Annotated in this window: 22 protein-coding genes and 3 pseudogenes; 11 read left to right on the top strand and 14 right to left on the bottom strand. The window is 69.6% G+C overall.

Translation table 11 applies throughout. From position 1 onward, the window contains the following. Nucleotides 1-136: 136 nt before the first annotated feature. On the bottom strand, nt 137-1,237 hold the full coding sequence (locus tag H305_RS0131370; protein ID WP_028803940.1) for a Gfo/Idh/MocA family protein: 1,101 nt from the start codon (nt 1,235-1,237) through the stop codon (nt 137-139). A gap of 58 nt (nt 1,238-1,295) precedes the next feature. After that, complete coding sequence (locus H305_RS0131365) at nt 1,296-1,907, bottom strand: nuclear transport factor 2 family protein (protein ID WP_051371150.1); 612 nt, start codon at nt 1,905-1,907, stop codon at nt 1,296-1,298. A gap of 466 nt (nt 1,908-2,373) precedes the next feature. Here H305_RS0131365 and H305_RS51230 point away from each other — a divergent pair. The 3 genes and pseudogenes from H305_RS51230 to H305_RS56460 all read left to right on the top strand — a co-directional run. Next, nucleotides 2,374-2,669 (top strand): annotated as a pseudogene (locus H305_RS51230) (acetyl-CoA C-acyltransferase); the annotation flags it as partial. Nucleotides 2,670-3,043: 374 nt separating this feature from the next. Beyond that, nucleotides 3,044-4,030: a zinc-dependent alcohol dehydrogenase family protein gene (locus H305_RS0131350; RefSeq protein WP_028803937.1), complete on the top strand. Its 987-nt coding sequence runs from the start codon at nt 3,044-3,046 to the stop codon at nt 4,028-4,030. A gap of 79 nt (nt 4,031-4,109) precedes the next feature. Further along, nucleotides 4,110-4,670, top strand: a pseudogene (locus H305_RS56460) (isochorismatase family protein); the annotation flags it as partial. Here the strand turns inward: H305_RS56460 and H305_RS47545 are convergent. From H305_RS47545 to H305_RS0131325, 4 genes are all read right to left on the bottom strand, one after another. After that, nucleotides 4,612-5,604: an alpha/beta hydrolase gene (locus H305_RS47545; protein WP_078629341.1), complete on the bottom strand. Its 993-nt coding sequence runs from the start codon at nt 5,602-5,604 to the stop codon at nt 4,612-4,614. The pseudogene H305_RS56460 and the gene H305_RS47545 overlap by 59 nt on opposite strands. Nucleotides 5,605-6,024: 420 nt before the next feature. Beyond that, on the bottom strand, nt 6,025-6,411 hold the full coding sequence (locus H305_RS47540; protein WP_051371148.1) for a winged helix-turn-helix transcriptional regulator: 387 nt from the start codon (nt 6,409-6,411) through the stop codon (nt 6,025-6,027). A gap of 407 nt (nt 6,412-6,818) precedes the next feature. Continuing rightward, nucleotides 6,819-7,160, bottom strand: coding sequence for an FAD-binding oxidoreductase (locus tag H305_RS0131330; RefSeq protein WP_028803936.1), 342 nt, complete (start codon nt 7,158-7,160; stop codon nt 6,819-6,821). Nucleotides 7,161-7,273: 113 nt separating this feature from the next. Then, entirely contained in the window at nt 7,274-8,161 is an 888-nt protein-coding gene (locus H305_RS0131325) for a helix-turn-helix transcriptional regulator (RefSeq protein WP_028803935.1), read from the bottom strand. A gap of 132 nt (nt 8,162-8,293) precedes the next feature. Between H305_RS0131325 and H305_RS0131320 the strand changes: the two genes are divergently transcribed. The 5 genes from H305_RS0131320 to H305_RS0131300 are packed head-to-tail and all read left to right on the top strand — an operon-like array spanning nt 8,294 to nt 13,582. After that, the gene (locus H305_RS0131320; RefSeq protein ID WP_028803934.1) at nt 8,294-9,217 is read left to right on the top strand and encodes an SDR family NAD(P)-dependent oxidoreductase; all 924 of its coding nucleotides are present in this window, start codon (nt 8,294-8,296) and stop codon (nt 9,215-9,217) included. 52 nt (nt 9,218-9,269) lie between these two features. Continuing rightward, a complete protein-coding gene (locus H305_RS0131315; protein ID WP_028803933.1) occupies nt 9,270-10,145 on the top strand; it encodes an NAD(P)-dependent oxidoreductase in 876 nt (291 codons plus the stop codon). Beyond that, entirely contained in the window at nt 10,142-11,269 is a 1,128-nt protein-coding gene (locus H305_RS0131310) for a zinc-binding dehydrogenase (RefSeq protein WP_028803932.1), read from the top strand. Before H305_RS0131315 ends, H305_RS0131310 begins: the two co-directional genes overlap by 4 nt. A 25-nt stretch (nt 11,270-11,294) precedes the next feature. Continuing rightward, nucleotides 11,295-12,722: an MFS transporter gene (locus H305_RS0131305; RefSeq protein ID WP_037765944.1), complete on the top strand. Its 1,428-nt coding sequence runs from the start codon at nt 11,295-11,297 to the stop codon at nt 12,720-12,722. Continuing rightward, nucleotides 12,719-13,582 (top strand): MBL fold metallo-hydrolase, encoded by an 864-nt coding sequence (locus tag H305_RS0131300; RefSeq protein ID WP_028803930.1) that lies wholly within the window; start codon nt 12,719-12,721, stop codon nt 13,580-13,582. Before H305_RS0131305 ends, H305_RS0131300 begins: the two co-directional genes overlap by 4 nt. A gap of 368 nt (nt 13,583-13,950) precedes the next feature. On the opposite strand, the gene H305_RS0131295 is transcribed toward H305_RS0131300, so the two are convergent. The 7 genes from H305_RS0131295 to H305_RS0131265 all read right to left on the bottom strand — a co-directional run bounded on the left by H305_RS0131295 (nt 13,951) and on the right by H305_RS0131265 (nt 20,447). Next, entirely contained in the window at nt 13,951-14,910 is a 960-nt protein-coding gene (locus tag H305_RS0131295; RefSeq protein ID WP_028803929.1) for an NADP-dependent oxidoreductase, read from the bottom strand. A gap of 428 nt (nt 14,911-15,338) precedes the next feature. Then, nucleotides 15,339-16,004, bottom strand: coding sequence for a 3-oxoacid CoA-transferase subunit B (locus H305_RS0131290; protein WP_028803928.1), 666 nt, complete (start codon nt 16,002-16,004; stop codon nt 15,339-15,341). Nucleotides 16,005-16,054: 50 nt separating this feature from the next. Further along, nucleotides 16,055-16,813: a CoA transferase subunit A gene (locus H305_RS0131285; RefSeq protein WP_028803927.1), complete on the bottom strand. Its 759-nt coding sequence runs from the start codon at nt 16,811-16,813 to the stop codon at nt 16,055-16,057. A gap of 109 nt (nt 16,814-16,922) precedes the next feature. Continuing rightward, entirely contained in the window at nt 16,923-17,783 is an 861-nt protein-coding gene (locus tag H305_RS0131280) for a fumarylacetoacetate hydrolase family protein (RefSeq protein WP_199791477.1), read from the bottom strand. Then, the gene (locus tag H305_RS0131275; RefSeq protein ID WP_028803925.1) at nt 17,780-18,244 is read right to left on the bottom strand and encodes a nuclear transport factor 2 family protein; all 465 of its coding nucleotides are present in this window, start codon (nt 18,242-18,244) and stop codon (nt 17,780-17,782) included. Before H305_RS0131275 ends, H305_RS0131280 begins: the two co-directional genes overlap by 4 nt. Before the next feature lie 170 nt (nt 18,245-18,414). After that, nucleotides 18,415-19,545 (bottom strand): NAD(P)/FAD-dependent oxidoreductase, encoded by a 1,131-nt coding sequence (locus tag H305_RS0131270; RefSeq protein WP_028803924.1) that lies wholly within the window; start codon nt 19,543-19,545, stop codon nt 18,415-18,417. 299 nt (nt 19,546-19,844) lie between these two features. Then, the gene (locus H305_RS0131265; RefSeq protein ID WP_028803923.1) at nt 19,845-20,447 is read right to left on the bottom strand and encodes a VOC family protein; all 603 of its coding nucleotides are present in this window, start codon (nt 20,445-20,447) and stop codon (nt 19,845-19,847) included. 832 nt (nt 20,448-21,279) lie between these two features. Between H305_RS0131265 and H305_RS0131260 the strand changes: the two genes are divergently transcribed. Together H305_RS0131260 and H305_RS0131255 are read left to right on the top strand one after the other, a co-directional pair. Continuing rightward, nucleotides 21,280-21,861 carry a TetR/AcrR family transcriptional regulator gene (locus H305_RS0131260; RefSeq protein ID WP_028803922.1) on the top strand — a complete coding sequence of 194 codons (582 nt, stop codon included), beginning with the start codon at nt 21,280-21,282 and terminating at the stop codon, nt 21,859-21,861. Between the two features lie 585 nt (nt 21,862-22,446). Next, nucleotides 22,447-23,931 carry an MFS transporter gene (locus tag H305_RS0131255; RefSeq protein ID WP_028803921.1) on the top strand — a complete coding sequence of 495 codons (1,485 nt, stop codon included), beginning with the start codon at nt 22,447-22,449 and terminating at the stop codon, nt 23,929-23,931. A gap of 129 nt (nt 23,932-24,060) precedes the next feature. Here the strand turns inward: H305_RS0131255 and H305_RS0131250 are convergent, their stop codons facing one another. Then, nucleotides 24,061-24,294: a hypothetical protein gene (locus H305_RS0131250; protein ID WP_028803920.1), complete on the bottom strand. Its 234-nt coding sequence runs from the start codon at nt 24,292-24,294 to the stop codon at nt 24,061-24,063. 172 nt (nt 24,295-24,466) lie between these two features. On the opposite strand from H305_RS0131250, the pseudogene H305_RS0131245 reads away from it, so the two are divergent. Next, nucleotides 24,467-24,711: pseudogene (locus H305_RS0131245) on the top strand (hypothetical protein); the annotation flags it as partial.

The following is a 24,711-nucleotide window of genomic DNA, read 5'->3' as shown; positions in this document are numbered from 1 at the left end:
GCGAGCCCAGCCCGGACTCTTGGTGCCCAGCCTCGTGAAGGAGTGGAGCCGACGCCGATGCGATAGCGAGCGTTCGTTAAATTTTCTCCTCAGGGCTGCCCGCACCCCAGGGGAGAAAACGGCGTACCGCGCCAGGTCAGCCGAGGGTCTGCGCGCTCTGCTGCCGGGAAGCGTTGCCAATCGCCTCCATCAGCTCGTGGCGCGTGTGGGCGTAGGTGAAGTCGGGGGCTGTGCGGGTGCCTTCGCGCAGGTCTCGTCCCAGGTGGGTGTAGAGCGCGGCGACGTTCCTGGCGGGGCCGACGAGGCCGTCGGGGATGTCGGCGGAGTACTCGGCGGGTACTTCGAGCCTGGATACGGTGGCGTCCTCGCCGAAGCCGGCCTGGAGGGTGAGGTCGGTGACCTGGATGTTGCCCCAGGGGGCGGTCAGGACGATGTCGCCGTCGGTGCCGTTGATCTCCCAGCGGAAGTTGTCTCCGCGGGAGGCGCCGCCGCGGTAGAAGACCGAGGCCGCGGCGCCGTTCTCCAGGGTGCCGATGACCGAGATCTGGTCGGGGGCTGTGACGGGGAACACGGTGTTGCCGTCGTCGGTGACGATCACCTCTGTGCGGCCGTGTACGAGGTTGGCCGACAGGTGGTCGAACTCTCCGAGGGTGACGTTGAGCGCGTCGATGGCGTGCAGGGCGGCGCCGGACAGGGGGGTGGCGCCCTGGGACTCGTCGTACCAGTAGGTGTGGGCCTTGGTGGTCTGCCCGTTCCAGACCATGCCGGAGGCGACGAGGGAGGTGCCGATGACCCGGCCGATCCTGCCGTCCTGGATCAGGTCGCGCACGTAGCGCAGTTCGGGGTGGAAGCGCCCCTGCAGCCCGATGGCGGTGCGCACCCCGGCGGCATCGGCGCGCTGGGTGAGTTCGGTGGCCTCCTCCAGGTTCAGGGCCAGCGGCCATTCGCTGTAGACGGTCTTGCCGGCGTCGATCGCGGCGGAGATGAGTTCCCGGTGGTGGGGGACCTTGACCGCCACCACGACGATGTCGATCCCCGGGTGGGCCAGCAGCTCGGCGTGGTTGTCGTAGGCCGCCTCGACGCCGAACTCCCGCACGGCCGCCTCTGCGGACTCACGGCGGGAGGTGCTGACGGCCCGCAGTGTGAAGTCGGGCAGTGCCTTGAGGGCGGGGATGTGGCTGATGGAGGCCCAGCCGCCCGGGCTGCCGCCGATGATGCCGACGCCGATGGTGCTCATGTTTTCACTCCTGTTGATACGGGCCCTGTGCGGGCCGGGGGAAAGGCGGTTGTCGGTACTACTTCTTCGGTGCGGTGGACGGCGTCCAGTTGGGAACGGTGTCCACTCGGAACCGGGACAGCACGCTGCTGGAGATGTACCAGTGACCGTGGATCCGCTGATAGGTGTCGCGGTACTCGCCGTAGCCGTGGAAGCCGTTCTTGTAGCTGGATCCGGCCGGGAAGCTCACGTAGTCCTCCATCGCCCAGATCGCGGTGGCGCGGTTTCCGTTCACCTGGATCTCGGGCAGGAAGCCCTGGTGGGCGGTGGGGGCGTTCCCCAGGAGCGCTGCCGTGTTCTCGGCGAGCTCCTTGCCGCTGCTGTACTTCACGCCCACGTCGATGGTGGGGTGGGCGGTGAAGAGAGCGGCCAGCTTGGACCACTGCTTGCTGTCGAGGTAGCGGAAGTAGCGCGCCTTCACCTGGCGAATGTCCTCGATGTCGGCCAGCCGCTGCACGGTGGCCGCGTTGTGTGCCGCAGCGGACTGCGCCGGGTGGGGCGCGGCGGACGCGGGCTCGGAGGCCCAGGCGGCCGCGCCCGCACCCCCGCCGGCCAGCAGTGCGGCCACGGCGGCTGCGCCGACCACACGTGAACGCCATGCGGAGGGCGTGCGGGATTCCTGCTTGCTCATGTTGTGTCCTTTCGGCGCCGCATCCGCGCGCGGGCGACGGTCGTTGAGTTCCGGGCCCGTGGGCTACCGACTTGGCGCTCGCCGAGGAGGCGCCGCGCTACCGGTCGGTCGCGACCCGGCCACGTCAGCCAGTGAACCCTTAAATGGAACGAAGTGTCAAGAAAATCATTCGAACCTCCTCGTTCCTCTACCCGGCGAGGGGGGAGATCCGTAGCAATCTGTATCGATCGTTCGGGATCGGCGAATGGCTTTAGAAGGGGGTTGCCACCGGGCGCGACGGAGCGACGGGCGCGGTACGGAGGTGTCGGCCCCTGGGCCGATGCCCGAGATTCCGGGGGCGGCGGACGGGATGGCGGCATGGAACGCTCCACGAAAATCCGTGGGCCGCCGTCCTCGTTGATCATGGCATCGGCCAGTTCACCCGCCCGCTTGCCGAAGACCTCGCCGAGCCGACGCAGGAGAGCGCCAGGACGGCATGATCACCGCCGGCACCTCCTCGCAGATCTCCGACGGCGCGGCCGCGGTCGTCGTGAGGAGCGGGGCCAAGGCCGAGGAGCTGGGCCTGGAGTGGATCGCGGAGATCGGGGTCCACGGCAACGTGGCGGGTCCGGACAACTCCCTGCACTCGCAGCCGCCCAACTCCACGCGCACGCCACGAATAAGAACGGCCTGTCGGTGGGCGACCTGGACCTCATCGAGATCAACGAGGCGTTCGCCGTGGTGACCGTCCAGTCCATGAAGGACGTGGGATCAACACCTGAAAACGGCGAGTGAGCCGAAGGGACACGGCGCCCGCCGAAACGGGCTGACCGGTTTTCCGGGTGGCAGCAAGCCCACGTCGACGTCCGCGCTGTCTTCGCGTACCGGAAAAGGGGCAAAGCGGGTCGGGGTGCCGACAAGAATGCCCCACTCGCTCGGCGGACGCGAGTAGCACTTCAGGATGCATTCCCGTCTCATAGGGATGGCGACGACGGCCAGGACATATCGGACGAGAACCCATCGGCGGGTCGGCAGCACGTCGCCCCCACGCGCCGGCCTCGGCACGGACGCGGCACCTCTTGGCCCTGGGCCGGGGAGTGGAGTGGATCGCGTGCAGACCGGTGTCCCGGCCCGTCGGCAGGACAAGGAGGCACCCGATGCGCGCACTGGTTCTGGAAGAGTTCGGCACTCCGCTGGTTCTCAAGGAGATCGCCAAGCCCGTCGTGGCCCCTGGCCAGGTCTTGGTCAAAATCAAGGCCAGCGGAGTCAATCCGCTGGATGTCAAGATCCGCGAGGGAAAGGCAGCTCATGCCCGGCGTGAACTGCCCGCGGTGCTCGGGCTGGATCTGGCCGGGGTCGTCGAGCAGGTCGGGGAGGGAGCGACGGGTTTCACCGCAGGGGACGAGGTCTACGGCCTGACCGGCGGCGTGGGCGATTTGCAGGGCTCGCTGGCCGAGTATGCGGCGGTCGACGCCCGCCTGCTGGCCCGCAAGCCCGCGTCGCTCGATATGCGGCAGGCCGCAGCGCTGCCCCTGGTCTTCATCACCGCCTGGGAAGGCCTGGTCGACCGGGCCCAGGTCAGCTTGGGGCAGAAGGTCCTTGTCCACGGCGGGGCCGGCGGCGTCGGTCACGTGGCGATCCAGATCGCCCGCGCCCGGGGCGCCCAGGTCTTCAGCACCGTATCGCCGGCCAAGAAGGAAGTGGTCGAGCGCGCGGGGGCGACCCCGATCGACTACACCACCACGACCGTGGAGGAGTACGTCGCACGGCACACCGGCGGGGAGGGCTTCGACGTCGTCTTCGACACCCTTGGCGGCGCCGTACTCGACGCGTCATTCGCCGCGGTCCGCACCTATACCGGTCATGTCGTCAGCGCCCTGGGCTGGGGGAGCCACAGCCTGGCACCGCTGTCCTTCCGGGGGGCCACCTACTCCGGAGTCTTCACCCTGCTGCCCATGCTGACCGGCCGCGGACGCGAGCACCACGGGCACATCATGCGGGAGGCAGCGACCCTCGCCGATACCGGAGCCCTCACTCCCCGGCTCGACCCGCGGCACTTCACTCTGGCCACCGCGGCCGAGGCCCACGCCGCCGTGGAGAGCGGTACCACCGAAGGCAGGATCGTCATCGACGTCGAGCAGTGACCACCCTGGTACAAGCGCAAGAAACAATCAGCAGGCCAGCCGGCATAGCCTCGTATGCAGGGGGACCGGCGGTAGGAAACTCGAAGCGGGGAGCTGGGGCGCTGACTTCCACCCCGAGCTCTCACCCGGCGACGGCGACGTTGTCATCGCGCCGCACAAGAACATCGACGTCCTGGCCAACACCGACCATGAGGTCCAACTGCGCCAGCACAACGTCGAGTACATCGCCATCGCCGGCATGGTGGGCACGATGTGCGTGGAGTCGACCGCTCGCAGCTGCAAGGAACACGCCTACCACGTGACCACCCTCACCGACGCCACGGCGGCGGCCGGCGGACGGGCCGCGTACGACGCAATGGTGCTGCGCTACCCGGCGATCTCTCACCCTCACAGTCGACGAATTCCTCGCCGCCACGAGCAGGGCGAAAGCCTGACACGAGGGCGCCTCACGGGACCGGCCGACTCACGGGACGGCCGACCTTGCACGGCTCCGATCAGCTCCGGGTCTCGCGGCATGGGTGGGCACAGGACCGTGCCGTGCTGCGCCCGTCCGCGGCCGGCATGGACGGGCGCCGCAGGCTCTACAGCCCCGCGGAGAGGTGTGACGGCCCGGCGATCCTGCGTCGGCGGACCACTGTGACGAGACCTGCCCCCAGCGATGCGGCGCCGGCAGCCAGGCCGACCAGCCGCCAGGTATGGCCGCCGGTGGCCGCGAGGCCCGGGGCGGTCACCGAGGGCAGGTGGGCCGCACGCTCGATGAGCTGGGTGATGGCCTCGGGGTGGGAGACAGGTGCGGCGTGCGAGGACGGCACTTCAACCGAGACGGCGTTGGCTCGCTTGGCCATCCAGCGCTGCGCCGCGGCCGGGATGTTCTTGTCGTTGCTCGCGATCAGGTCGAACGACGGGATGTGCCTCCACGCCTCACCGCTTGCCTTGTCCTCGAGGGCCTGAGCGGCCACGGGGCGTTGGGTGACAGCCATGACCGTGGCCTTTGAGGACGGGACGTCGGCGGCGAACTGTTTGTGGAACAGCTCCTGCTTGATGTACAGGTCAGTCCCGGTACCCCCGGCGGGAAGCGGGAAGGGCACCTGCCTCAGAGTCTGGCCCAATGTGCTGCCGGGGTACTTGGCCGCGAGTGCGCTTGCGCTCTCGCCCTTCGCCGGGAGGAAACCGGCCGCGAACACCAGAGCCTTCACGTTGGGGCTGCTGAGAGCTGCCTCGTTGATGACCGAGCCGCCGTAGGAGTGACCGACGAGGACTACCGGGCCCTTGATACTGCGCAGCACGCTCGCGGTGTAGGCACCGTCGTACTGCAGACCTCTGAGTGGGTTGGCCGGAGCCATGACCGGATACCCGGCGGCGCGCAGCCGCTCGACCACCCCGGTCCAGGCCGAGGCGTCGGCGAACGCGCCGTGCACGAGGACGACGGTGGGCTTGCCCGTGGTCTCGCCGGGCTGGGGTGCGCCGTCGGCGAAGGCCGGCGACACCGTCGCACCACATGTCGCGGTGAGGGCCGCGAGCAAGCCCATGCCGCGTGCGAAGCCGTCGGATATCGAGGAAATGTCTGCGCTCATGAGCGGCCTTCCCTAGGCAGGTCCGGCTTCTGAGTGTCGGAATGCCATGGCTGGGAGGCACGCGGGGAGGTACATCCGGGTGACAAGACGGGACGCCGGCCAGTCGGGGCCGGAGGCGCCGGCAGCGTGCGCCGGCAGGCCGAGTGAGCACGGCATGCCACTCGCGCCGCACAGGAACGGGCATGCGCCGCGGAGGCCGCAAGTGCCGGAGTGCCGGAGTGCTGCGATACCGGCGACTTCGGAGGCCGCTCGACGCGGAACCGCACGGTCATGGACCCGGTGCGTTGAGCGAACGATCGGGCGGCGATGGTGCAGGTTTCTCCGTCACGAGGGTGTGACGCGTCCACGCGGCTCGGGGCGTCCGGGATGAGCAGTTCCTGGCCGCCGACGGCAGGGCGCACGTGCCGTGGCCCCGAGCGGTCAGCCAGGGCGGTGGACGGGTCGTTGTGCCGCGCCCGCCGGGACAGATCGGTTGGCCATCCACTGGACCAGGGGTTGCAGTGCGTTCAGGAGCGACTGGCCGTCCGGTGTCAGGTCGTAGCGGATCTGTACTGGTGTGGTCGGCGTCACCGTGCGCTCGATCAGTCCCTCGGCGGCCAGTTCCTTCAGGCGCTGCGTCAGCAGGCGGTCGGAGAGACCACCGACCATCCTCCGGTACTCACTGTGGCGCCGGGCCCCATGTGCTGCGGCCGCCAGAATTCCTCCCGTCCAACGTCGCCCGACGAGTTCCAGCGCGCCCAGCAGATTCGGGCAGGTGCTGTCGTCGATGGTGCGTTCCTCGCACTGCGCGGATGGCGAAGCGGGCATTCGAAACTCCCATTCCAGGTCGGTTGCCTGTTGACGGGGACTGGGCGCCGCCGTGCGGGGACTCAGCACACCTCCCGGCACCTGGCTGCCGGCTCGGCATGTTGTTGCACGACGGTTGCTGTACCTGTTGGAGGGTTGTGCTGCTGCCGTTGTCAGCGCCGGCAGGCACGGGCACGGTCCTCGACTTCTCGGAAGGAACAACGGTGGGACAGCGCGTTCCCTTCCCCTGATGGGTGGGCCGGGGGTGCTTGTCACTCAGCCGGACGTCGCAGAATGGCGAGTGGACGTGCTCACCGCGGCACGGGCGGGTGACGACGGGAGGGCATCGCACCGCATACGCCCAGGGGCGGGGGGCTTGCCGGGGCCGTCGGCGACGACGATCTCGGCGGCGGTGACGTGGTCGATGGTCAGGCCGTGTTGCGTGCCAGGTATCCCGGACCGCCGGCGGTGGCGCGGCCGCCGACACCGACGTCGCCGCAGCCGCCGGAGCTCATGGCCAGTCCGTGCTGTGCCAGCGCGCGGGCGACATGTCCCCGGCGTGCGCCGGGGCCGACCCGGATACGTCCGGTGGCCCGGTCCAGGACCTCGACGGAGTTCATCTGCGACAGGTCGATGATGATGCCCCCGTCGCTGGTGGACCGGCCGCTGATGCCGTGGCCCCCGCTGCGCACCGACAGGGCGACGTTCTGAGCGCGCGCGTAGGCGAGGGCGGCCACGACGTCGTCGGAGTTCTCGAAATGCCGTCGCATTCCATGCGTGTGGGGCAGGACACCTCACGCGCCCCGGCGTGCTCGGGCCGTGGAACGCCGCCGGCCGCACCGTTCGCGGGCATACGGTGCGGCCGATGATGCTCCACCGTTTGTCACGGGGTGGTGTTGCCGGGGGCAGGCTGGTCGGCGGCGGCCGGTGAACTGCCTGCACGGTCTGGGGCGTGCATGCTGGCGAGCAGGCGCAGGCGTTCCTCAGAGGCGCTGCCCGGCTGCGCGTGGTAGGTGATCAGCGTTTGCCCGGCGCTCGGTATGAGCAGCTTTTCGTAGCGCAGTTCCAGTGGGCCGGCCTGCGGGTGGCGGAACCGGGTGGTGCCGGTGGTCTTGTGCTTGACGTCCTGGCGGGCCCAGAGCGTACGGAAGCGTTCGCTGCTCAGGGAGAGTTCGCCGACGATCTCGACCAGACGCGGGTCGTGGATGTCGGCGCCGACGATGGAGCGCAGGTAGGGGACGACCCGGGCGGTCATGTCTTCCCAGTCCTGATGGAGCTCTCGCATCTCGGGTTCCAGGAACGCGGCGAGGATGCCGTTGTGGCCGGGGGCGTTGAAGGGCGAGAGCGCGACGGCGAGGTCGTTGGCGGCGAGTACGTCCATGTACCTGCCGTGGACGTATGCCGGTGTGAGGGGCCAGGAGTCGATGAGGGTGCGAATGCCGTCGCTGACCTTTTCGGACCTGCGGGGCCGTTTGCGCTGGGCGCTCTTCGGTGCGGCGATCTGCAGCAGGTAGGCCGTGGCCTCCTCGTCCAGTCGCAGGGCGCGGGCGATGCTGCGCAGGACCTGCTCGGAGGGATTCTTGTCGCGGCCCTGCTCCAGGCGGTTGTAGTAGTCGGAACTGATCCCCGCGAGGAAGGCGACCTCCTCGCGGCGCAGCCCCGGGACGCGCCGGTTGCCTTGATCGGGAACGCCGGCCTCGTCCGGTGAAATGAGCTCCCTGCGCGCGCGCAGGTAGCGGCCCAGTGCGTTGGCGTCTTCGGTGGCTGGCATGTTTCCAGCGTACGAAGGCATTCCGGTTCCCTGGGTGGCCCTGCCAGTCCCAGTCTCAGCCCGTCCTGGTCCGCCTGGCGGCATTCGGTGCAGCCTGGCGGCACAGTCCGCGAACCAGGAGGAATGCATCACATGTCCCAGCTCTTCACCACCGCGTTCAACCGCGACAGCACCGCCTCCGAGGTGATCGAGGGCGTCGACCTGTCCGGCAGGCGGGTGGTCGTCACGGGTGCCAACTCGGGCATCGGCGTCGAGACCGCCCGCGCTCTGGCGGCCGCCGGCGCCGAGGTCACGCTCGCCGTGCGCCGCCCCGAAGCCGGCGAGCAGGCCGCGGCGGACCTGCGCAAGGCCACCGGGAACGACGCGATCCACGTCGCCCGCCTGGATGTGTCCGACCTGGAGTCGGTCCGTGCGTTCACCGCCGCCTGGCAGGGCCCGCTGCATGTCCTGATCAACAACGCCGGAATCATGATGCCGCCGGAACTCGAGCGCGGCATCGCCGGCCACGAACAGCAGTTCGCCACCAACTACCTGGGGCACTTCGCCCTGGCCCTGGGACTGCACCGCGCGCTCGCCGACGCGGACGATGCGCGCCTGGTCTCGGTGTCCTCCGGCGGCCATCTGTTCTCTCCCGTCGTCTTCGACGACATCGACTTCCGCTTCCGCCCCTACGACGCGCTCGCCGCCTACGGTCAGTCCAAGACCGCGGAGGTCCTCCTGGCCGTCGAGGCGCAGCGCCGCTGGGCCGGTGAGGGCATCACGGCCAACGCCCTGCACCCCGGTGCGATCGCGACCAACCTGCAGCGCCACACCGGCGGCCTGCGGACCCCCGAGCCGTACCGCAAGACGGTCGAGCAGGGCGCCGCGACCACCGTGTTCCTCGCCGCGTCGCCCCTGGTCGAAGGGGTCGGCGGCCGCTACTTCGAGGATGTCAATGAGGCGCCGGTGGTCGACGCCCGTCCCACGCAGCTCGGTGTTCCCGGTGTGGCCCGCTACGCGCTGGACCCGGCGAACGCCGAGCGCCTGTGGGAGTTCGCCGGCGACATCGTCCGCTGAGCGCGGAAGTCCAGCCCCCATGTCTCACCCGCTCCGACGAAAGAACCCTGCAATGAAGGTGACCATCGAGAAGATCGGCTTCATCGGTCTCGGTGACCAGGGCGGCCCCATGGCCGAAGCCATCGGCGAGCACGGCTTCGAGCTGCACGTATGGGCCCGGCGCCCCGCCTCGCTGTCCGCGGTGGAGAAGGTCCCGCACACCGTTCACGGCACCGTGGCCGAACTCGGGGCGTCCGTCCAGATGATCGGGTTGTGCCTGCGCGACGACGCCGACCTCTGGGACGTCCTGGACGGCCAGGGCCTGCTGGCCGCTGTCGCTCCCGGGACGATCATCGTCAACCACGGCACCGGCGACCCCACCGAGGCCGTACGCGTCGCCGACCACGTCGCCCGGGCCGGAGGGGTCTACCTCGACGCGCCCGTGAGCGGCGGCAGTCCCGGCGCCCGCGCCCGCACCCTGACCACCTTCACCGGCGGGTCCCGGGACGCCTTCGAGGCGGCCCGGCCGGTGTTCGCCACGTTCAGTGACACGGTCAAGCTGATGGGGCCGGCCGGCGCGGGGCAGTTCACCAAGCTGTTCAACAACGCGCTGACCATCACCAACATGAAGAACGCCGAGGACGTCCTCGGTCTGGCCGCCCAGGTCGGTCTGGACGTTGCGGCCCTCATCGACGTGGTCTCCGCCAGCAGCGGCGCAAGCGCGGCGCTGCGCGCCCTCGGCGGAGACATCACACCGGAACTGGCCGAACACGTCCACACCCTCATGCACAAGGACATGCACCACTTCGCCGACGCCGTACGCGCAGGTGGCGGTGACCCCTCCGAGGTGCTGGAACGCGGCCTCGCCGGCGCCGCGGGCCTGGTCGAAGCGGCCCGCATGGTGGCCCGTACCCGCAAGAACGCCACAGCGCAGGGGGGTGACCAGTGACCGCCGGGATCCCGGCGACCAGCCGCGCGGCCGTACTGACCGCCACCGGCGAAGCACTGCAGGTGCTGGACGTGGAGATCCCCGCGGTCATCGAGCGGGACGCGCTGCTGGTCCGCATGACCGCCGCGACGCTGTGCGGCACCGACGTACACGTCGCGGACGGCTCCGCAGGCGACGTCGGCGGCGCACTTCCCCTGGTCCTCGGGCATGAGATGGTGGGCCGGATCGCGGCCTTCGGCGACGGTCCGCGTACCGACTCGCTCGGCCGGCCCCTCGCGGAGGGCGATCGGATCGTCTGGACCCACGGCATGTGCGGCCGCTGCCGCGCCTGCGTCATCGACGGCGAGCCGAGCCTGTGCGAGAACCGGCGCCGTTACATGACCGAGAGCGCTCACACCTACCCGTTCCTGCACGGCGGCTTCTCCGAATACGGGTACGTGTACCCGACTGCTGGGAGGGTCCGCGTCCCGGACGAGGTCCCGGACGCGGTGGCCTCCGCCGCGGCGTGCTCGCTGCGCACGGTGATGCACGGCTTCGAACGGCTCGGCCGAATAGCCGCGACCGACACGGTCGTGGTGCAGGGCGCCGGACCGGTCGGACTGTTCGCCGCGGCCAAGGCGGTCGCCGAGGGTGCGGGCCGGGTCATCGTGATCGGTGGTCCAGCCGAGCGGCTCGAGGTCGCCGCCCAGTGGGGCGCCGACGTGTGTGTCGACGTGGCCGAGGTCACCTCCGGCGCGGAGCGCGCGGCGCTCGTGAAGGACCTGACCGACGGCCGGGGCGCCGAGGTCGTGCTGGAGATGTCCGGCGTCCCGTCGGCCTTCTCCGAGGGCATGGACATGCTCCGGCCCGGTGGCCGCTATCTCATCGTCGGCCAGGCCCATCAGCGCGACGTGCCGTTCAACCCCAGTGTGATCATGCACAAGCAGGCGACGCTGATCGGGTCCCGGTCCGCCGGCGTCGACCACTACTGGAAGGCCCTGGACTTCCTTCGCACCCACGCGGACCGCTTCGCCTGGGACGCCCTGCTCTCGAACCGGTACCGGCTCGACGAGATCAACACGGCGTTCGAGCGGATGCGCACGTGGAGTGAGATCAAGCCCGTCATCGAATTCGACCGGGCCTGAGGTAGCGGTGAATCCCATCCCTACCGTGAGACACACCGCCCCGGTCTCCCCTGCGCGGGGGGACCGGTGGCGGGTCGCCGGTCTTCTTCTGATCACCCTCGTGGGCGCCCTGGTCAGCAGCCTGGGCGCCCCGCTCATGCCGGCCATCGCCCAGTCCACGCAGGTGTCCCTGGCGACGGCGCAGTGGACCCTCACCGTCACCGTCCTCGTCGCGGTGGCGATCACCCCCGTGATGGGCAGGCTCGGTGACACCCGTCACCGGCGCGTCGCGGTTCTGGTGGCACTCACGCTCGTGGCGATCGGCTCGGTCGTCGCCGCCCTGGGAACCTCGAACTTCCCTGTGCTCCTGATCGGCCGCGCCCTGCAGGGAGCCGGGCAGGGCCTGGCACCGGTGACCATCGCGGTCGCGGGCGACACCTTCTCCGGCGATCCCGCTCGGCGAAAGCGCGTCGTCGCGATCCTCTCGATCGTCAACGCGGCGGGTGTCGGGCTCGGTTACCCCCTCACCGGGGTTCTCGCCCAGGGCGCGGGCATTTCCGGCGCCTACTGGTTCGGTGCCGCGGTCACCGTGGCAGCCCTGCTCACCGCGCCGGCCGTCGTCCCCGCCCCCCGCGACCGCCCTGCGTCAGCGATCGACGTGCCTGGCGCCGTCCTGTTCGCCCTACCGGTCACGGCTTTGATCCTGGCCACCTCCGAAGGCGGGAACTGGGGCTGGACGTCGCCGGCCACCCTGACGGCCGGCGGTACGGCGCTGCTCGTGGGCGCGGCCTGGGCCTGGTTTGAGACGCGTATGCCATACCCGCTGGTCGACCTCCGGCAGCTGCGGGTACGTCCGGTGCTCAGCGCCCACGTCACCGTGCTGCTGGCGGGGATCGGCATGTACCTGCTGCTGTCCGTGAGCACCCGCATGATCCAGGCACCGTCGACGACCGGAGGGCTCGGCAAGTCCGCCGTGGTCGCCGGTCTCCTCATGCTTCCGCAGGCGCTGGGAAGTCTCGCCGCCGGATGGACCACCCGCCGACTGGGCAGGTGGCTCCCGGCACGCTGGACGCTGCCGCTGGCCGGCGTCGTGATGATGGCCGCGATGGCGTTGTTCGCCCTCTGGCGGCACAGCCTGCCGGGCCTGATGGCCGCCATGCTCGTGGCGGGCATCGGAATCGGCATCATCTTCTCCACCGCCCCGGGGCTCATCGTGGAGAACACCGGCAGCGATCAACGCGGCAGCGCGCTCGGCTTCAACCAGGTCTTCCGCTATGTCGGTTACGGCTTCGGCAGCGTGCTGACCGCCGTCGTCCTGGAATCCCGCACACCGCATGGATCGCCCTACCCCGATGACGGCGGCTACGTCGTGGCGGCTCTCGCCGGAGTGATCATCTGGCTGCTCGTCGCCGTGGTGAGCGGCGTGACCGGTCGCCGGCGCCCCGTACAAGCCTCTTCAGGAGAAAAAGCATGACCGCGACACCCGCACCCGGCGAAGCCGTGCGCCTGGGGGACCTGAATGTCCGCTACCTTCCCGACGGCATCATCCGCGCCCATCCTCTGCAGGCCTACCCGGAACATGTGCACCTCGCGCTGGATTCCGAGCTGAAGCTGCTCGACGAGGACGGCATGCTGCTGCTCAGTGTCGGCGCGCTTCTCGTCGAGACACCCGCCGCACGCATACTCATCGACACCGGAATCGGGCCCCGTGTCATCCCCATACCGTCCCCGGACCCCGCCCTGGCCGCGGGCGTGATGGCGGGCGGGCAACTGCTGGACAGTCTCGCGGAGGCGAACCTGCGGCCGGACGACATCGACGCGGTCCTCCTGTCCCACCTCCACGCCGACCACGTCGGCTGGATCACTTCCGACGACATCTCCACCGAACCCACGTTCCCCAATGCCGAGTACTTCGTCGGCGCCGGCGAATTCGACTTCTGGGGTCGGCCCGCCAACACGGCACGTCTGACCGCACCGACCCGCCAGCAGTACAGCGTCATCGGCTCACGCCGCCACGACCTGCGCACCGGCGACCAGCCCTACCCGGGAATCGAGGCCCTTCTCACACCCGGGCACACCCCGGGACATGTGAGCTTCGTCCTGTCCGGGGAGGGCACTCAACGCGCGATCGTCGTTGGCGACGCCATGCACACGACGGCCGAGGTCCTGCACCCGGACAGGTGCTGGACCGGCGACCTCGACCCCAAGGCCGCGGTCGCCTCCCGGCACGCGCTCGTCGGGGAACTCTCCCGGCCCGGCACCGCCACCATCGGCCCTCACTTCACCGGAACGGTGTTCCCCACCCGCGCCTGGTGGCCGGGTAGTGACACCTGATCCGCACCGGGCGGGTTCTGCCTCCGCGGCCGGAAACTCAGCGCGGCGCGTTCCAGGCGTCGCGCTGAGTCCCCCCGAACGGGCGATTCGCGATGCGAGGGGCCAAGGATCCGGTGCCGCGGCCGGCCGCCTCCGCGGTGAGTCCAGCCCCAGGGGATCAACGGGGTGCCGCCGGCGAGGCGGGCACGCAGCGATTCCCCTGCGGGACCTCGCCTGACCTTCGGCTCCAGGAGTCGTCACCTACTCCCGTCGTCCGGGACAGGAGGACGCGGGCGGAGGCGGCACAGCGGATCCAGCGCGGGCCCGTCGCAAGGTGACTCACCCGCCTTGGCCCCTGGTGCCGCCTCCGCGAACGCAGACGGGGAGGTTCAGAACTCCAGGACGAGGCGACCGCGTACGCCGCCGGCCTCCATCAGACGGTGGGCCTCGGAGGCCTGTTCGGGAGGGAAGGTGCGAGCCACGCGCAGGGTCAGCTTTCCAGCTTCGGTCTGTTCACGCAGGTCATCGAGTCGGCTGCGGTCGCCCAGGTAGTCCGGTACGAAGGCCATGCGCACGCGCAGAGACCGCTTCCGCATCTCGTCGGGGCTGAGGGCGCTGGTTCCTTCGCCGAGGACGGTGACGATGACGCCGCCGTCATGGACCGCCGGGGCCACCGCCGCCGAACCGATGACCGCCGCGTCGATCAGCCCTGCCACTCCCGCCGGCACGGCCCGCAGGATGTGCTGAGCAACATCGGTACCCCGGGGTACGACGATGTCGGCACCGAAGGAGCGCACGAGCTCCTCATCGGCCGGCGAGGCGTCCGCGACGACGGTGAGTCCGCCCGCTTTGGCCATCTGGGTGACGTAGCCGCCGACGGCTCCCGCTGCGCCGGTGACCGCGAGCGTCTGCCCCGCTGAGAGCCCGGTCAGGTCGACAGCGAGCCGCGCGGTCAGCCCGTTCATGGGCAGGGTTGCCGCCTCGGCATGGGCCGTGCCCCGCGGTGCGCGGGCGACCTGCTCCGCGGGCAGGACGACGTATTGCGCGTAGGCGCCGCCCAGGGCACTGGTCGGGTCGGCCATGGCCATCACCCGGTCCCCCAGACGCAGATCGGTCTGCGTGCCGGTGCCGATCTCGTCCAGCACCCCGGCTGCTTCCATGCCAGGGACATACGGGGGTGCGGGGGATGTGGGGCCCAGCGCCCCGATACGCAGGTAGCGGTCACCGGGGTTCACCGTGGCGGCGTGGACCCGGACGCGTACCTGCCCGGGACCGGCATGAGGCTCGGGCACCTCGAAAACGCGCAGGGCTTCCGGCCCTCCGAATTCGGATACTCCCACTGTTTTCATCTTTGTCCTCTTCATTCGGGCCGAAGTTGAGTATGTGTAGCGTGGTGGTGTCGTGCCCGGCCGGGGCGTCCGGCCGGGTCATCCGAAGATGCGTACTGCCCGTTCGGCCGAGGCGCTCTCGACGGCGTTCATCAGGCGGTGGCGTGGGTGAAGTCGGGGGAGTGGGAATGGCGCTTCGTCCAGGCCGGGCCGGATCCATTCGGCGCCGACGAACAGACAGGGTTGCCCGTGGCGGTCGCGTACGGTCTCGTCCGCCTCGTGCGGGAGGGAGCGCGGCAGGGAACCGAACAGGGCGGTGGCACGGGCCGCAGTTCACAGATCTCCAACGAACTCGGGATGGCTCACACCCTGGCCCGCTGGCGTACGCGGACACTCGATCGCGGGCACGCGCGGGCCTCGGCGGCAACTGACGGGCACTTCGACGTCGGTCACCGCAGTGGGTCAGCAACGGAGAACGGCGGCTCGGTCGCCGCGCGCACCATGTCGACAGTGGCGCCGTGGCCGAGTTCCACCAGATGCAGGCCGTCGGCAGTCACGTCGAAGACCGCCAGCTCGGTGATGATCCGGTCGACGACACCGCGGCCGGTGAGCGGCAGGGTGCACTCCTGAACGATCTTCGGGGAGCCGTCGCGGGCGGTGTGTTCCATGACCACGACAACCCTGCGGGCGCCGTGGACGAGATCCATGGCGCCGCCCATGCCTTTGACCATTTTCCCGGGAATCGTCCAGTTGGCCAGGTCTCCGCCGGCGGACACCTGCATGGCGCCGAGGACCGTCGTGTCGATACGGCCGGAACGAACCATGCCGAAGGATGCCGCCGAGTCGAAGTAGGCGGCGCCGGGCAGGACGGTGACGGTTTCCTTCCCGGCATTGATCAGGTCCGGGTCCACCTCCTCCTCGTACGGGTAAGGGCCGACGCCGAGGATCCCGTTCTCGGCGTGCAGCACTACGTGCACGCCGGGGGGAAGGTGATTGGGGATCAGGGTGGGCAGGCCGATGCCGAGGTTCACGTACTGGCCGTCGGTCAGTTCCCTGGCCGCGCGTGCGGCCAGCGCGTCGCGCAGTTCGCCGCTGTGGGTCCCGGTGGTCGTCACTGTTCCTCCTGCGTCGTGTCTGTGGCGGGTGTGTGATGTCGAGGGTTGAGTCAGACGTCGCCCGGCTCGCGCACCGTGCGGCGCTCGATGCGCTTGTCCGCGACGTCGGCGGCCACCACGCGGTCGACGTAGACGCCCGGCAGGTGGACGGCGTCGGGCGGAATCTCACCGGGCTCGACGATCCGGTCGGCCTCCACCACGGTCGTCCGGCCGGCCATGGCGCACAGTGGATTGAAGTTGCGGGCGGCGGCGTGGAAGACGAGGTTGCCGTGCCGGTCTGCGACCGCCGCCCGGACGAGCGCGAAGTCGGTGGTGATGGCCTCTTCCAGCAGGTACCGGCGGCCGCCGAATTCCCGCACTTCCTTGGGCGGGGAGGCGACCGCCGTGCTGCCGTCCGGCGCGTAACGCCAGGGCAGTCCGCCCTCTTCCACCAGGGTTCCTGCGCCGGCAGGGGTGTAGAAGGCCGGGATGCCCGTGCCGCCGGCGCGCAGCCGTTCGGCGAGGGTGCCCTGGGGCACCAACTCCACCTCGAGCTCGCCTTCCAGATACTGGCGGGCGAACTCCTTGTTCTCGCCGACGTAGGACGAGGTCATGCGGGCGATGCGACCGGCCCGCAGCAGTAGTCCCAGGCCGCCGTCGTCGACACCGCAGTTGTTGGACACCACGGCCAGACCGGAAGTACCTGCGGCGACAAGAGCCGAGATAAGGGTGGAGGGGATGCCCGAGAGCCCGAAGCCGCCGACCGCGAGGGTGGCACCACCGGGGATGTCGGCCACCGCGTCGTGTGCCGAGCCGACCACCTTGTCCATCTGACTTTCCTTCACTTCGAATTGGGCGCACGCGCGGGATCACCGCCGTGCTGGCACACGGATGGGGCGCGTCTGCTGCCGAGCACCTGGCCGGCGGCAGACGTACTGCCTAGTCCGGGGCCGTGGGAGCCAGGCGCACCGGGTTGCGGAGCCGGCCCAGCCTCTCGATCTCCACGGTGACCACGTCACCGGAGCGCAGGTATCCGCCGCTCGCCAGGGCGACGCCGCCTGGTGTCCCGGTCATCACCACGTCGCCGGGCAGCAGGGGCGTCGTGGCCGAGACATGGGAGATGATTTCCGGAACAGAGAAGATCATCTCGCTGGTACGGGAGTCCTGGCGCACCTCGCCGTTGACATACGTGCGGATCGCCAGATCGAAGTCGGTCCCGGTCTCGTCCACGGTGACCAGTGCCGGACCCATGGGCTTGAAGTGCGGGAAGGACTTCCCCCTCCGAACTCCGTCGATGTCGGTGACGACGCCGTTGGTCATCGCCGCCAACTGCACGTCACGGGCGGAGACGTCGTTGACCGCGATCAGCCCCGCGACGTGGTCCCACGCCCGTCCCACCGGGATGTCTCGCCCCGGTCGGCTGATCACCACGGCGAGTTCTGCCTCGTAGTCGACCTGCGAGGGGGCCTCGGCCGGCAGCCAGATGGGGTCGTGCGGCCCGGTCGCGCTCATGCCCGTCACAGTGATGAACGCCGGGGCGGTGGGGGTCGGCATGCCGGCCTCCGCCACGTGATCGCGGTAGTTGGCACCGGCGATCACCAGCGTGCCCGGAACCGCCACCGGGGACAGGAGCACCGCATCCTGGAACGGAATCTTGCTGCGGACACGGGCGCATCGGGCCTGTTCGATGCCGTCCGACAGCAGATCGGCGACATCGAGGTGGGGGAGGTCGAGAAGAGTGAGTTCATCGCCCTCGCCACGGGCCAGCCCCGCGGGTGTGCGGTACAGGCGCATGGTCATTCACCTCCCGCAACGATGTCGACGACTCGCCGGGCGATACGCCAGCGGCCGTCGTCGCCCTTCACGAACCGGTCCGTGAGCAGCGTCACCGCACGAGGCACCGGCGCGGTGCCCGCCCGCTGGTCGTCCTGCCGGTACAGATGCAGGTACGTCCGGACCTCCGCCTCAGCCGGCGACAGCAGGTGGAAGGAGGAGGCGGCCGGGACGTGGACGCCCTGCTTGCCGCTGTCCTCCTGCCGGGCCCGCATGGCCGCGGCCAGTGCGGTTCCCGAGAAGGACGACGAGCCCATCACCAGTTCGCCGTCCGAGGTGAACAGTTCCACGGTGCGCGCGGCCTCGCCGCCGTCGACCCGTCGGAAGAACGCCTCGATCACGTCCAGGCACGCCGCCCGGGCCTGCAAGGCCGCCAGGTCGGGTTCGGTACCAGGCTGCCGCTCCGCAGCGGTGGTTGGTTCGGCCATCACTGAGCCTCATCTTCGGGGAAAGGGGGTGCGTCGTTCAGTGAGCCTGGTCAGTGGCCACTTTGGGAGGGTGACGCCCCGGGTGTGACCGACACGCCCCGCCATCTGCCGCGCGGGGTGTCACCCTCCTGAATGCCGGCTCACCCGAAGGGTGGACGTTCCGAATGGGCTCAGTGGCCGAGGGTCCAGGCGCCCTCGGTCAGGCCGAGCTTGTCCGTGTACATGTCCACGAGCAGGTGGTCGCCCTTGAGCTGCGCGACCGAGGCATCGTCGAGCAGATCCTCCTGGTGGACCAGCCAGCCGGTTCCCCTGCCGGGGCCGAAGGGCACGACGAGGTGCGGGAAGGGGTCCGCGAACACGGCGTCCTCGCCCTCCTCCTCACCGACGATGTGCCGCCGGATGTTCTTCGCGGCCACCTCCGCCTGGATGTCGGCGAGGAACGCGGTCGGCAGGCCGAGATCGGCGATGTCGCCCACCGCGTACACGGTCTCGTGGCCCTCGACCCGCATGTCGTCGCCCACCCGCACGGTCCCCGAGGTGTTTCGCGCCCCGGTCAGGCTCCCGGCGAGATATTCGGAGGGCACCGCCCCGCCGAAGCAGCGCAGCCACAGGTCCGCCTCGATCGTGCGGCCCGTGGTGGTCTGCGCCGTGAACGGCGCCACCACCCCGGCCGGCGCCTCGGGCAGTTCCGTCAAGCCCTCGCCCAGGCGCAGGTCCACTCCGGCCTCGGTGATCATCTTCCGCAGTGCCGTCCGCAGCTTCTCCGGGTAGTTGCCGCCGAGCACGTCCGAGGAAGGATCGAGAAGAGTGACCTTCTTTCCCGGCCACTGCGCCAGGATCTCACCGACCATCTCGATACCGACCGCACCCGCACCCAGGATCACCGCGTGGTCCGCCTGCTCCAGCTCCTTGGCGGTCCTGACGTAGTTGTCCTTGGACCTTTCGCTGCTCTCCTCCCCGTCCTTGGCCGGGAAGGGGTACCGCGATCCGGTCGCCAGCACCAGGAAGTCCGGACGCAGGACCTGACCCGAGGCCAGCTCGACGCGGCCCGGCTCGACCCGTGCGGCCCGCTCGTGCACCACCCTGCCCCGGGTGAGCAGGCTTTCGTAGGACATGAAGATGTTGTGCGCCCAGTCCGGCTGCACCGTCGCGCGCAGTGCACCGATGTTGTGGCGGAAGGAGTCGCGCGGCTCGACGAGGATGACGTCGGCGATGTCGTCCAGCTCCCGGGCCGCACGGATGCCGGCATAGCCGCCTCCGATCACAACGACACTGGGGCGGTTTTCGGATTCCTGGGACATGAGCTGCTTCTCCAATTCGGGTGTTGCGGGAAAGAGTTGGTTTCCTCGCTGCGGGAGCGAGCACGACCGGGACCCGCCGCGTGATGTCACGCTGCACAGCTCCACGAGCTGCGGCGACAGTCGTCGACACACGACAGTCCGCCGGGACCGTCGGTGAGGGGGGAGAGGGAGGCCGGTGCGGCGGGCGGCTGTCCGTCCGGATCGTCCGCCGCACCAGCCAGGGCCCGCGCGAGGGTCGCCGCGGGCGACCTGCCTCTCGTGTACACGCACAAGGACGAAAGGCAGGTGCTTTCAGGAGGTCACCAGGTCGGCTTGACCAGATCCTCGAAGGACTCGCCGGCCCGGAAGCGCTGTACCAGGTCGTCGAGGTCGATGGGGGCACCGCCGGGGCGGCGGAGCCAGACCTCGCCCTGCATGAAGTCCTCGGCCTCTTCCGCCGTGGCGAAGTTGTCGATCTGCAGTTCCACCAGGTTTTCCTCGGGGTCCCGGTAGTACATCGAGGTGGTCACGCCGTGGTTCATCGCCAGGACCGGCCAGATCTCGGCGGCGGCCAGCCGCTCGTAGGTTCCCAGCAGTTCCAGGATCGTGTCGTAGGTGAAGGCGATGTGGAACAGCCCCGTGGCAGGACCGGCGAGTGCCTGGAAGATGTCGGTGTCCGCGGTGACGGGGGCGGGCTTTTCCCGCTTCACGATCGGCCGGACCGGCTCGGCCTGATCGGGGTTCTCCAGGTCGGCCATGTTGGCCAGCGCGATCCGGTGGTGCTCATCGTCATAGGTGATGAAGGCCGAAGCCGGGTCCTCGTGCATGACCTTGCCGTCGAGCACGGTCACATACCATTCCCGCATTTCCTTCAGGTGCTGCGTCCGCAGGACCACATGTGCGAGCTTGGCAGGAGACGCCATCGTCTTTCCTCCTTGTGTGGGGACGGCCATTGGGCCGGACCGACGTTGACCGCATGCTTGGGCGCGGCCGCGCCCGGGATGAAACCGCCGCCTGGGGCCACGATCGGGCCCTGTCAGCGAAGACCGGCACCCCGGTGGTGCCGCACGTCAGAAGTGCGGTGGACACGTGATTGCGCAGACCGAGCAGTCACCGCGGCCCGTATGTGTTCGCCGTCGGCCCGTCTCCGCCGTCATGCGGACGGCCGCCACGGTGACCAGACGTTGCGTCAGCGACGGCGGACGGGCTGCCGGCCGGTGAGGGCCGGACGTGCTCGGTCATGCGTCTCATGGTGCGGCCGTAGCTCATCGTGGCCAAGAGGGGCATTAGTCACTAATGAAAAGTAAGTAGCGGTGGGTGGATGCGCAGCCCGCAGGCGCCACTCGGGTGCCCCAGTACGGCGCGACCGTTTCGCGGGCACCACCTTGTCGGCCGTCGCGGCTATGGCCAGAGCCTCGTCCGCATCGGACGGATTTGTCTGTTGGTTTTGCCGCCGCGGGGCCGCTGGCGCCCGGTGAGGGCGGGGGTGGTTGCGGGCGAGCGGCTGAAACCCTGCCCTGCAGCAAGTCTCCGGCATCGGAGGCCGCCTGCTGGCGTCGCATCTCGTTTGAGCGATCTCGAACTGTCACTCCCGCCGTGACGCCGTGCCCTGCTCATCGGACCTTCGAGACCAGGCGTCCGTCCCACCCGCGCCCGCCCAAGGCCCATCTCGCAGCGGCCGGCGATGACCGGCGGCTCCGCAAGACTCTCCGCATTTATTTGCCGATCGTTCCATCAAAAGGTACGGTCGGTTGTATGGCACGTACTCGCGAGTTCGACACCGAAGCCGCCGTCACCGCGGCGATGCAGGCGTTCCGGCGTACCGGGTACGGTGGCACCTCCGTGCGTGACCTGGCGAAGGCCATGGAGATCGGCAGTGGTTCGATCTATGCGGCCTTCGGCAGCAAGGAAGGTCTCTACCTGGCTGCACTGGACTTGTACCGGCGGCACTACGCGCTGCCGTTCATCGAGATGCTGCGCGCCGGCGGTGACGCGCGGGAGACGATCCGTGCGGCTTTCGCGGCAGTGATCGACGAAGTGACCTGTGGTCCCGGTCAGGCGTCATGTCTGATTGTGGGGGCGGCGATGGAGCGTGCGCACAGCGACGCGCAGGTGGCCGAGCGGCTCCGCGCAACGACGCAGCTGCTTGAGCTCACACTCTTCGAAGTCATCGCAGAGGCGCAAGGACGGGGCGAGATCCCGGCCGACCAGAGCGCCGCAGACCTCGCCGGATTCCTCGCCATGACCTTCCAGGGCATGCGGGTCATGGGTGCCATAAATCCCGATCGGGCCGCGCTGACGCGGACCGCGGAGGTCGCCCTGAACTGCCTTCGCTGAGTGTGCGGGGCCGGGTTCCGACCGGTCCTTGGCGCCGCGTGACAGCTAGGCATTTTTATGTGCGCTTAATTTAATGATCGTTCGAGTTAGAATGGAGTGAGTGACCCCGGTTCCGCGGAGGGACCACTGCCAGGCCTCCCACTACACATCCCCGCGATCACGGCGTCGCCGGCGTTCCGACTCCGCGACGTCAGCACATCGCGACAGGGTTCGGCGCGGCCCGCCGCAGCCGCGTACAACGACCGTGAGAGCCCCTGATGCAAGTCGCCATTGACTCCTGGCCGGCGCCTGGGGCGCGGACACCGCTGTCCGCACCCCTCAGGTACCGGCGTCGTGCGCGGGGGACGACGGCACCCGGGCCGACCTCGCTCACTCCATGGGCGGCAACGGCGCCCGCCCGTCCTCCCGGCTCGCCCGGGACCTGGGCCGCCGGCGCCAGCATGGCCCGACGCCATGCCGTGTCCCGGCGCGGCTGACCGATGCCACCGAGTGCACCCGCACCACCGGCACGGCGCAAACCTTCCATCGACGTAGTCCGGCCGAAAAGGCCTGGCCGACAACCGACACCTTCAAGGAATGCCAGTCATGTCCCAAGACGTCCACCATCCCGACCCCCGGCGCTGGTTGGCCCTGCTGTTCATCGCCATCGCGCAGCTGATGGTCTTCCTCGACGGGGCGATCATGAACATCGCTCTGCCCTCCGCTCAGCATGACCTGCACTTCACCGACGGCGGCCGGCAATGGGTCATCACCGCCTACGGCCTGGCTTTCGGTGGTCTGCTCATTCTGGGCGGGCGCCTGGGCGACCTCTGGGGCCGCAAGCGGGTGTTCGTCATCGGACTGGTCGGCTTCGCCGTGGCCTCGGGCCTCGGCGGCGCGGCGCAGAACCTGCCCACGCTCCTCACGGCCCGTGCCCTTCAGGGCGTCTTCGGCGCGCTCCTCGCTCCCGCAGCCCTGGCGCTCATCTCCCTGGCGTTCACTGATGCCAAGGAGCGTGCCAAGGCCTTCGGCATCTACGGCGCCATTGCCACCGCGGGCGGTGCCCTCGGCCTGCTGCTCGGTGGAGTGTTCACCGAGTACACCGACTGGCGCTGGGGCTTCTACATCAACCTTCCCATCGCCGCCATCGGCATCATCGGCGTCCTGACCGTGGTGCGCGACCCCGGCGCGCACGCGGATCGTGGTCGGCTGGACGTACCGGGGGCCATCCTCGCCAGCGGCGGCGCGGTCGCCCTGGTCTTCGGCTTCGCCAAGGCGGAGAGCGACGGCTGGGACGCAGGCGTGACCATCGGCATGTTCGTCCTGTCCGCCCTCCTCCTGGCGGCCTTCGTACTGCTGGAGGCCAAGGTGACGTCCCCGCTGCTGCCGCTGCGCGTCCTCACCGAACGCAACCGCGCGGGCTCGTATCTCTCCCTGGCGTTGTCAGTCATGTCCATGTTCGGCATGTTCCTGTTCCTCAGCTACTACTTCCAGTTGGTGAAGGGATACTCGCCGGTGCAGAGCGGGGCGGCCTTCATTCCGATGGCCGCCGCGCAGGCCATCGGCTCCACGCAGATCGGTGCCCGCCTCTCACACCGGGTCCGCCCCGGCCTGCTCATGGGCGCCGGCTACGCGGTCTCCGGCGCCGGCGTGCTGATGCTCGCCCTGCTTGACGTCGATTCCTCGTTCGGGTTCATCGCGGTTGCCGAGATCGTCGTGGGCGTCGGCATCGGCACGGCGTTCATGCCCGCCTTCAGCCTGGGCGCCCACGGTGTCGAACCGCGCGATGTCGGGGTCGCCTCGGCCATGACCAACACCTCGCAGCAGATGGGCGGCTCCATCGGCACCGCGCTGCTGAACACCATCGCCGCGAGCGCCAGCACCGGATACGTCGCCTCCCACCACGGCTCCGCGTCCCTCACCGACCTGTCGCTGGTGCACGGCTATTCCGTGGCCTACTGGTGGGGCACCGGATTCCTCGCCGCCGCCGCATTGGTCGCGTTCTTCGCCGTCAATGCAGGCAATCCGAAGCACCGGCCGAAGGTCGCGGCCAGGAGCGCGGAAACCTCGGAACTCCAGCACGCGGAGTGACGAGAACTGGGCCGGGGCGCCGCGCAGCCGGCGGCGCAGCCCTGCCCGTACTCGGCGCATCACCGGCGGACCGTCTCAGGGGACGACTCCACCGCGCTCGGGTGTCGGCTCCCCCGACCTCGCGGGCCGTCACCCACGAGGTCGCGAGGCGGTCCCGCCCTGCCGTCCTCTGCGTGCCTCGACGGCACCCTGCCCGGTCCCGGTCCGCGGTGCCCACGCGAGGGACAGGCCGTCGTCCTCGCCCATCCCCAGGATCGCGAAGAGGTCCTCGGTGTCGAGGCCGCTGAGACTCGCGGGCAGGAAGAGGGCCGCTGTCGCAGCGAGTTGGTCCGGAAGTCTGCGGGGCAGCGACACGCTGCGCACGACGTCGTCGAGGTTCGCCCGTCGTGCGGCTGTTGCCCAGGTGAGGGTTGGCGAGGGCTTCGATCGTGTCGGGGGCCGGAGGTGAGCGTGGGATGATCCTGTCCTGTCCGGTACGCCTGGCGACGCCACGTGGACCGGATCGCCGGTGGCCGACGAGAAAGACGAAGGATCGATGACGCTGAACGTGGGCCAACGGGTGCGGCTGGCGGCGGATCTTCGGTTGGCCGGGTCGGTGACCCCAGCCGGTGAACCTCCGCAGGCGACGGGTGCCTTCGCCGCCTCCGTGGCCCTGGCAGCAGGCATCGAGGGCACCGTCGAGCGTGTGGACGAGCATCACCGGCAGCAGAGCCACGAGGTCCGTGAGTACCTGCGCCTCAAGTCGCTCCTCGACGACTTCGGCCACCAGATGCCGCCGGC

Origin of the sequence: Streptomyces sp. 142MFCol3.1 (assembly GCF_000424945.1) — a bacterium.
In the GTDB taxonomy this organism is placed as follows: Bacteria; Actinomycetota; Actinomycetes; order Streptomycetales; family Streptomycetaceae; genus Streptomyces; species Streptomyces siamensis.
This window is presented reverse-complemented; position numbering and strand designations above follow the sequence as displayed.